The sequence below is a fragment of the Actinomadura sp. GC306 genome, assembly GCF_004348665.1.
Classification (GTDB): domain Bacteria; phylum Actinomycetota; class Actinomycetes; order Streptosporangiales; family Streptosporangiaceae; genus Spirillospora.
Window position 1 is genome coordinate 1 of the sequence record NZ_SMKM01000318.1, and the last position, 6,975, is coordinate 6,975.

General features: G+C 72.1%; 8 protein-coding genes. 3 read left to right on the forward strand and 5 right to left on the reverse strand.

Annotation, left to right across the window (positions count from 1 at the left end; genetic code table 11):
• Both E1200_RS29275 and E1200_RS29280 read right to left on the reverse strand, forming a co-directional pair.
• On the reverse strand, positions 1 to 624 hold a 624-nt coding region (locus tag E1200_RS29275), incomplete at its 3' end, for a hypothetical protein (protein WP_131955315.1).
• A gap of 9 nt (positions 625 to 633) precedes the next feature.
• Complete coding sequence (locus E1200_RS29280; RefSeq protein WP_131955316.1) at positions 634 to 894, reverse strand: hypothetical protein; 261 nt, start codon at positions 892 to 894, stop codon at positions 634 to 636.
• Positions 895 to 1,593: 699 nt separating this feature from the next.
• Between E1200_RS29280 and def the strand changes: the two genes are divergently transcribed.
• Positions 1,594 to 2,133 carry a peptide deformylase gene (gene def, locus E1200_RS29285; RefSeq protein WP_207933605.1) on the forward strand — a complete coding sequence of 180 codons (540 nt, stop codon included), beginning with the start codon at positions 1,594 to 1,596 and terminating at the stop codon, positions 2,131 to 2,133.
• A 6-nt stretch (positions 2,134 to 2,139) separates the two neighbouring features.
• Here the strand turns inward: def and E1200_RS29290 are convergent, their stop codons facing one another.
• Positions 2,140 to 3,750 carry a CocE/NonD family hydrolase gene (locus E1200_RS29290; protein WP_131955318.1) on the reverse strand — a complete coding sequence of 537 codons (1,611 nt, stop codon included), beginning with the start codon at positions 3,748 to 3,750 and terminating at the stop codon, positions 2,140 to 2,142.
• Positions 3,751 to 3,786: 36 nt separating this feature from the next.
• Between E1200_RS29290 and E1200_RS29295 the strand changes: the two genes are divergently transcribed.
• A complete protein-coding gene (locus tag E1200_RS29295) occupies positions 3,787 to 4,722 on the forward strand; it encodes an arginase family protein (protein WP_131955319.1) in 936 nt (311 codons plus the stop codon).
• Here the strand turns inward: E1200_RS29295 and E1200_RS29300 are convergent.
• Positions 4,711 to 5,826, reverse strand: a complete 1,116-nt coding sequence (locus tag E1200_RS29300) for a hypothetical protein (protein WP_131955320.1) — start codon at positions 5,824 to 5,826, stop codon at positions 4,711 to 4,713. The genes E1200_RS29295 and E1200_RS29300 overlap by 12 nt on opposite strands.
• 424 nt (positions 5,827 to 6,250) lie before the next feature.
• On the opposite strand from E1200_RS29300, the gene E1200_RS34100 reads away from it, so the two are divergent.
• Positions 6,251 to 6,409 (forward strand): hypothetical protein, encoded by a 159-nt coding sequence (locus E1200_RS34100; RefSeq protein ID WP_165950512.1) that lies wholly within the window; start codon positions 6,251 to 6,253, stop codon positions 6,407 to 6,409.
• Here the strand turns inward: E1200_RS34100 and E1200_RS29305 are convergent.
• The gene (locus E1200_RS29305) at positions 6,393 to 6,800 is read right to left on the reverse strand and encodes an ATP-binding protein (RefSeq protein ID WP_165950513.1); all 408 of its coding nucleotides are present in this window, start codon (positions 6,798 to 6,800) and stop codon (positions 6,393 to 6,395) included. The genes E1200_RS34100 and E1200_RS29305 overlap by 17 nt on opposite strands.
• Between the last annotated feature and the right edge of the window lie 175 nt (positions 6,801 to 6,975).

The window sequence follows — 6,975 nt, forward strand, 5'->3', positions numbered from 1 at the left end:
GTCCCGCAGCCGGCGCGCGGCCTGCCGGAGCGCGCGCTCGCCGACCAGCCGGGTCAGCTCCAGGCCCCAGCAGTCCAGCTTGTCGGCGTCGGTGAGGTCGTCGCGGTGGCTGAGCTCGGCGGCGAGGCCGCCGAGCCGCTGTGCCTCGGCGAGGTCGAACTCGCGCATGAGGTGGCAGCACAGTTCGGCGAGGGCCGCGTGGTCCCGCTCGAACGACAGGCCCGACAGGTCGTTGTGCGACAGCCGGCTGAGGGCGCGCTTGCGCTCCAGCTCGCTGTCGGCGATCCGGAGGATGCCGTTGAGGAGGGCGATGGGCCCGGCGCCCGCCCGGCCGTTCACCGGGCCGAACGACATGCGAAGGACGGCCGCGGACCCGATCCCGGCGGTGATCACCTGGATCACCGCGAGGTTCACCGGGGGCGTCTCGGCGGGGAGGCCGAACGTGTAGCCGGAGGAGGCCAGCGCGATGAGCGCGACGATCGCGGCGCTCGCGTTGACGAAGACGAACAGCAGTCCGCCCGGGGAGAGCAGGGCGCTGACCGGCTTGTCGCGGTACCGCGCGACGAGCTCGGCGAGGCCGATCGCGCCGCCGGTCAGGGCGGCGAGGAACATCTCGATGGTCATGGTCTTCCTCTATGCGCTGCGGGCGGTGAGCCGGCCGAACGGGGACTCCTCGGACCTGCCGCGGCGCGACAGCACCGGCGCGGCGCGCTCGACGAGGCGCTGCCGGGCGGCGAGTTCGGTGCGCTCGACCTCAAGGAAGACCAGCAGCCATTCCGCGGGCCCGGTGGCCAGTCCGGTATGGGTGCGCATCGCCTGTTCGCGTGCACCGAGAAAGGCGAGCAGCCACCTGGCGGGCCCGGCCGACCCGGCACCCCTGAATCGTGAATACATGGGGGGAACCATTTCGCAGCCCACCGCGATTGTCGAACTCCGCCGCGTCAAGTTTCCACGGCCGGCCCATTTGGCGCCCGCATCACCGTTACGCCGGAAACGTTCAGCACCCGGTCTGATCTAACAACAATTGGCCGCGCGCCCGACTGCTTTACCCGGGCCGGGAGAATTTTTACGAAGAATTCCGGCTGGAGCTTTCCAGGAAGATCCACCGCCTGCTGCGGACGAGTACTTCCCCTGCCGCGCCACCGCACCGACACGACACGCCGAGCACCCCACAAAGGATCACCCCGGCGCTCGCGGGAGGACGCGCGGGCATGGAAGAGCCGTCAGGAAGGCGGTGAGCCGGATCGCGGCCGGGGCGGCGGGAAGGGCGGCGGTGGTTCGCCAGGAGAACGCTCCGGAAACGGACGGAGGGGTCACTTCCCCCGAAGTGACCCCTCTTCCCCCCGTTCCGCCGGGTCGGCCCTGGATGCGTACACAGGACCGGCGCTCCCCCCGAAGCGGCGATCGCATCGGCCGCCCGGCGGATGCGTCGAAGGTAGCGAGGCGGGGGCCGCCGGTTCGAGGCTTCGGCCGTCCCCGTCGACGAACGGGCCACGGTGTGCGACGAACGGAACACCGTCCGCGATCAGGCATCGGATGTATTTTTGCACCGACGTATAAGGAATGACCCTGACGGGCCGGGAGGGCACGGGGATGACGGGACGGGTGCGACCGATCACGATGGTGGGGACGCCTGTCCTGCATCGACCATGCCGTCCCGTCGAGGACTTCGACGCGGCGCTGCGGGAGCTGGCCGACGACATGTTCGCCAGCATGTACGAGGCGGAGGGCGTCGGCCTGGCCGCGAACCAGATCGGCGTGGACCTGTGCGTCTTCGTCTACGACTGCCCGGACGAGGACGGGGAGCGGCGCAAGGGCGCCGTCGTCAATCCCGTCCTGGAACTGCCCTCGCTGGAGGAGCGGCGCCTGGACGACGACGAGGAGGGCTGCCTGTCCGTGCCGGGCCCCCACGCCCGCCTGGCGCGTCCCGACCAGGCGACCGTCTACGGCTTCGACGTCGCCGGAACGCCGATCACGGTCGAGGGGACGGGCCTGCTGGCCCGCTGCCTCCAGCACGAGACCGACCACCTTGAGGGCAGGCTCTACATCGACCGGCTCTCGGCCCGCGCCCGCAAGAAGGTGCTGAAGGAGTACGAGGCGCTCCGCGCGGACTCCGGGGCGCTGCCCGGCTGACCCTCCTCAGCCGTCCCGGACGGGGAGGTGGAGGGCCGACGGGTATGCGGCGCCGCAATGAATCTCGTAGTGGGTGCTGCGGGGCGCCACCGCCTTGCCGAGGTGTTCGCCGGTGCCGAGGTTGCGGGCGAACCGGGGGAAGGCGCCCCCGGCCAGCATGACGCGGAGCCGGTGCCCGCGGCGGAACCGATAGGCGGTCGGATGCATCTCGATCTTCGCGCGGGCGACACCTCCGTCCGGGGCATCGTCCGGGTCCAGGCGGAGGATGCCGTCCGTGACGTTCCTTGAGACGCCGTCTGGGCCGACATCGCAGAGGCGGAGGAACAGGTCGCCGTGCCCGGTGTCCGTGCGGACGTACACCGTCGCGGAGACGGGGCCGATGATGTCGAGGTCCCGTTCCAAGGGCGCGCCGGTAAGGACGGTTACGTCATGACGGCGTTCGGCCCGCCTGTTGTCCCGCTGCCCGCCCTTCCCTGGGGACAGCAGGGGGCCGCCCACGGTCAGTGTGGGGTCGAGCGGGTCGTAGGTGAACTCCACGGGCCCGACATCGGCCGGCACGTCCCAGGACAGGCTCTGGGACAGGTAGAGCGGTGTGGGTTCGGTTCCGGGCGGCGGCCATCGGTCGAAGTCGAGCCAGCGGTCGGCGCCTTGCAGATGGAGCTTTACCGGCGCTCGGCTCAACCCGACCTTGTTGCCGTGCAGATGGGCTTCGAGCCAGGAGACCTGGTCGACGAGCATGGCGCGGAGGGCTTTCGTGTCATGTCCCCATGGGCCGATGGTGATGCGGACGTCGCGTCCAGCGTCCTGCAGGGCCGTGAAGTCGCGGAGCTGTCGGCGGAGGAAGAGGTCCCACCAGCCCGTCACCATCGTCGTGGGCGCGGTGGTCTCGGGCACGGCGCCGCTGTGGTCGGTGTCCTGCCAGAAGCCGTCGTCCAGCCCGGCGTGGGCGGTGACCTCCTGGAAGAACGGTTCGGGACGTCCGATCGCCGCCGTATCGGCCTCTCCCACGGGCAGATGCCACATCGCCCGGCGCACGCGCCGGTTGTGCAGGGGGCGCCGGCCGGCGCCCTGGGTGCCCATCAACGCCGACCAGATCAGCGTGTTGTGGAGGGACAGCGCACCACCCGGGTAGTAGGAGCTCGCGAACTCCGACGCGGTGACGGCGAGCCCCAGCGCCTCCAGGGGCGGCGACGCGTAGGGGGCGACCGCCCAGGCGGTGAAGCCGAGGTAGCTCGCCCCGGCCATCGCCACCCGGCCGTCGCACCACGGCTGCGCGCGGAGCCACGCGAGCGTCGCGAGGCCGTCCTCCCGCTCGTGGTGGAAGGCGCGGAACGAGCCGCCCGACCCGGGGACGCCGCGCACGTTCTGGACCACGACCTGGAAGCCGCGCCGCGCGAGGACGCCCCCGAACAGCCGGAGGGCGGGCCGCTCCTTGCCGTAGGGGGTGCGGATCAGCACCGCGGGCAGCGGCCCGGCGCCGCGCGGGCGGCGGAGGTCGGCGACGAGCACGACCCCGTCCGGCATGGGGACCCGCAGGTCGCGGCGGAGCAGGACGCGCCGCGCCGGCGCCGCGGGCAGGCCGAGGAGGCGGTCCACGAGCGAAGTCCGGCCGGCCATCCGGCGCCCCCTCCCCGCCTGGTCTAGATTGCCAGAATGATCGCAGTCCTCGACGCCCCGTCCAACCTCGGGCTGCGCCCGCCGCGCGAGGACCACGAGCCGGGCGTGCGCCGGCTCGCCCGCGCGCTGCGCGGGCACGGCATCGTCGGCCGCCTCGGCGCCGAGGACGCCGGGCGGGTCGACCCGCCGCCCTACCTGTTCGGCCCGGACGAGGAGACCGGCCACCTCAACGGGCCGGGCATCGCGGACTACTCCGAGCGGCTGGCGTCGCGCGTCGGGGAGCTGCTGGACACCGGCCGGTTCCCGGTCGTGCTCGGCGGCGACTGCGGCATCCTGCTCGGGCCGATGCTCGCGCTGCGCCACCGCGGCACGTTCGGGCTGGCGTACCTGGACGGGCACGACGACTACTCGCCCCGCCGCGACCCGGCGGCCGTCGCAGGGCGCCTCACCGCCGCGGGGTCGGCGCTGGCGCTCGTCACCGGACACGGGCCCGGCGCGCTGGCCGACATCCGCGGGCTGCGGCCCTACGTCGCGGAGGAGCACGTCGCGCACCTCGGCGCCCAGGTGGAGCCCGGGGACGCCGAGGTGTTCGACCTGGCCGCGTTCGACGCCTCGCGCATCCGCCGCTTCCCGGCCGAGTACGTCGGCGAGCACGGCGCGGACGCGGCCGGGCGGGCGGCTCGGGACCATCTGGAGGCGGTGCCGATCGACGGCTTCTGGATCCACCTGGACGCCGACGTCCTCGACCGGAGCGTCATGCCGGCGGTCGACTCCCCCAACCCGAACGGCCTGTCGTTCGAGGAACTGACGTCCGTGCTGACGACATTGGTGGCGAGCCCGCGCGCGCTCGGCCTCCAGGTGACCATCTACGACCCCGAGCTGGACACGGACGGCATGGCGGGCGCGTCGCTCACCGACACCGTGGTCACCGCACTGGAGCCACGGAGCCAGGACGAGGCGCTAGGACGCTAGGAGGCGTTCGTACTCGTCGAGGACGCGGGCGAACTCGCCGGTCGGCATCTCGCAGGCGTGCCCCGGGAGCCACAGGTGCTCCAGGCGGGCGGTCTGCACGTCCAGCCGGAGGTGGCAGGCGTTCCCCGTGTGCTCCCATCCCGGGCGCGCGGCACGGACGACCTCAAGGTGGTGCCGGTGGCTCTGCACGTCGTGGAGGAGGAACGCGGTCAGCACGTGCCGCGGCCCGTACACCGCTGAGGTGCACCCGCTCGCGGTGGACGCCGCCGCCTCCAGGTCGACCCCGGAGTCCGCCAGCTCCGGGAAGAACGCCCTCACACGTTGCACGACGCCCGCGACCTCGATCGGCTCGCAGGGCAGACGCAGCACCATGTCCGGGTCGACGTAGCCGTGCGCCGGGACACCAGCGACGAAGCCGTACCACGCCCCTGGAACGGACCTGAGGAAACGGGCCTGCGTCAGGGTGATGCCCAGTTCGGTCATGAGCCGCTCCGGGTCGATGCCACGGGGGAAGAACGTCTTGGTCCCGCTGCGCAGGCGGGTGTGCGTCCCGTCCAGGACGGCAAGGTCCGCCCAGCACGCACCCGAGCCGGTGCTCAGGACGCCGTGGGGAAGGCATGCGTCCGGGTGGGGGGTGAGCCCCGCCATGTCCTCCAGAACGGCGCGCGGTGTCCGGATGAGGCCCCAGCCCTGTGTCCGGTGGGAGACCGACCCCAGCGCGAGGGACGTGGCCACCGGCTCGCCGGACGACGCGTCGCCCAGCGTGCGCTCAAGGCTGCGGCGGCTTTGCAGCGCCCCGACCTGCTGGAGGTACTCGTCCAGGCAGCGCCGCAGCACCGCGGGGTCGAGGTCGCACGACGCCCATCCCGCGACGTCGCGCACGTGGACGATCGTTCCGTCGAAGTCGAGGCGGTGGTAGCGGTAGAGCTCCTGCCAGGGCTCGTACCGGTCACCGCTCAGCCGTCCCTGGGCGCGGACGATCGCGGAGATGTCCTCGCCCAGGTCGTTGAGCAGGAAGTCGCGCAGCGGGGCGTGCAGCGGATCGGTCTCCACCGCCACCCGCACCCCGTCGCTGCGGAACCGCACCGGGAGCGATATCGCCATTCGGGTGATTATGCCGATAAGCGAAGATCATCACTGCTTCGGCGGAATGTTCGATGCACTCCCGCCGGTGCCGCACCATGTGTGCCGATCCGCTGACCGTGCGTGACCAGAGCGCACTCCGCACTCCGCATCCGACCCGAGGGCCGGGGAGGCGATTTCCGACCTGCGCCAATTAATGGGTTGACACCAATCGGGCGACTATGGCTAACTCTTACGCATGAAGCTTTGATACCTCTCCGGTCGAGCCGCCCGCCCAGTCTGGACGCGGGCCCGCTCCCACTTCATCCGGCGGTGCGACCGCCGTAGCCCGGCGCCCTTCGCCACATCCGCTCACACCGGCTGTGACCTGCGCCGCCAGTCAGCAAAGCCTTCTCATCGGCCCTTTTCGCGGCCGAATTCAAACGTGCCCGGAGGTGTTGTCTTCATGCGTGCCATTCACAACAATCCCGTCCCCGCGCCCTTCGCCAAGACGAAGAAGAAGGGCAAGCGGAATAAGGCCGACTTCAGGTCGGTGAACTTCGCGAACAACAATCGCCGCAACGCCCGGCAGATGCCCACCCGGCAACTCAACCGCGGTCGCTGAACGGCGCCCGGTCCCGGCCCCCGGCGGCCGGGGCCGGGAACTCCGCCCACACCACCGTCCGGGGGCCGTCCGCCCGGAACCCCCAGCGGGCCGCCAGGGCGGCCACGATCCGCATCCCGCGACCGGACTCCGCGCCCACCTCCGCCTTGACGTGCGGCCGCGCGCCCGCCGCCCCGTCATCGGCGACCTCCAGCCGGTACACCCCGTCCACCAGGGACAGGACGACCGTCACCTCCCCGCCCGCCAGCCCCGACGCCGTGTGCGTGACCGCGTTCGAGACCGTCTCGCTCACCACCGTGACCAGATCGTCCAAGAGCCGCTCGTCCGCAGGGGAATGCCCCAGCACCGCCTCCCGGACGAAGCTCCGCGCGCACCCGACCGACCGCCGCACCCCCGGTAACGTCACCTCGCCGAGGACCTCGCCCACCGACCCGCCTCCACGTCGCCGAGAACGGCCGGCCGCGCGGCCCGCCCCTCCGGCGCCGGCCTCGCCGGCGGCTCGCAACGCATCCTCGACGCCCACCGAGACGGCTCCCTTCGCGTCGGGAAAGTCGCCCGTCACCCCC

Coding starts and splice junctions, on each gene's coding strand:
- E1200_RS29290 (WP_131955318.1), bottom strand. CDS start 3,750: ATGGCCGGCCGGACTTCGCTCGTGGACCGCCTCCTCGGCCTGCCCGCG.
- E1200_RS29300 (WP_131955320.1), bottom strand. CDS start 5,826: ATGGCGATATCGCTCCCGGTGCGGTTCCGCAGCGACGGGGTGCGGGTG.
- E1200_RS29295 (WP_131955319.1), top strand. CDS start 3,787: ATGATCGCAGTCCTCGACGCCCCGTCCAACCTCGGGCTGCGCCCGCCG.
- def (WP_207933605.1), top strand. CDS start 1,594: ATGACGGGACGGGTGCGACCGATCACGATGGTGGGGACGCCTGTCCTG.
- E1200_RS34100 (WP_165950512.1), top strand. CDS start 6,251: ATGCGTGCCATTCACAACAATCCCGTCCCCGCGCCCTTCGCCAAGACG.
- E1200_RS29280 (WP_131955316.1), bottom strand. CDS start 894: ATGTATTCACGATTCAGGGGTGCCGGGTCGGCCGGGCCCGCCAGGTGG.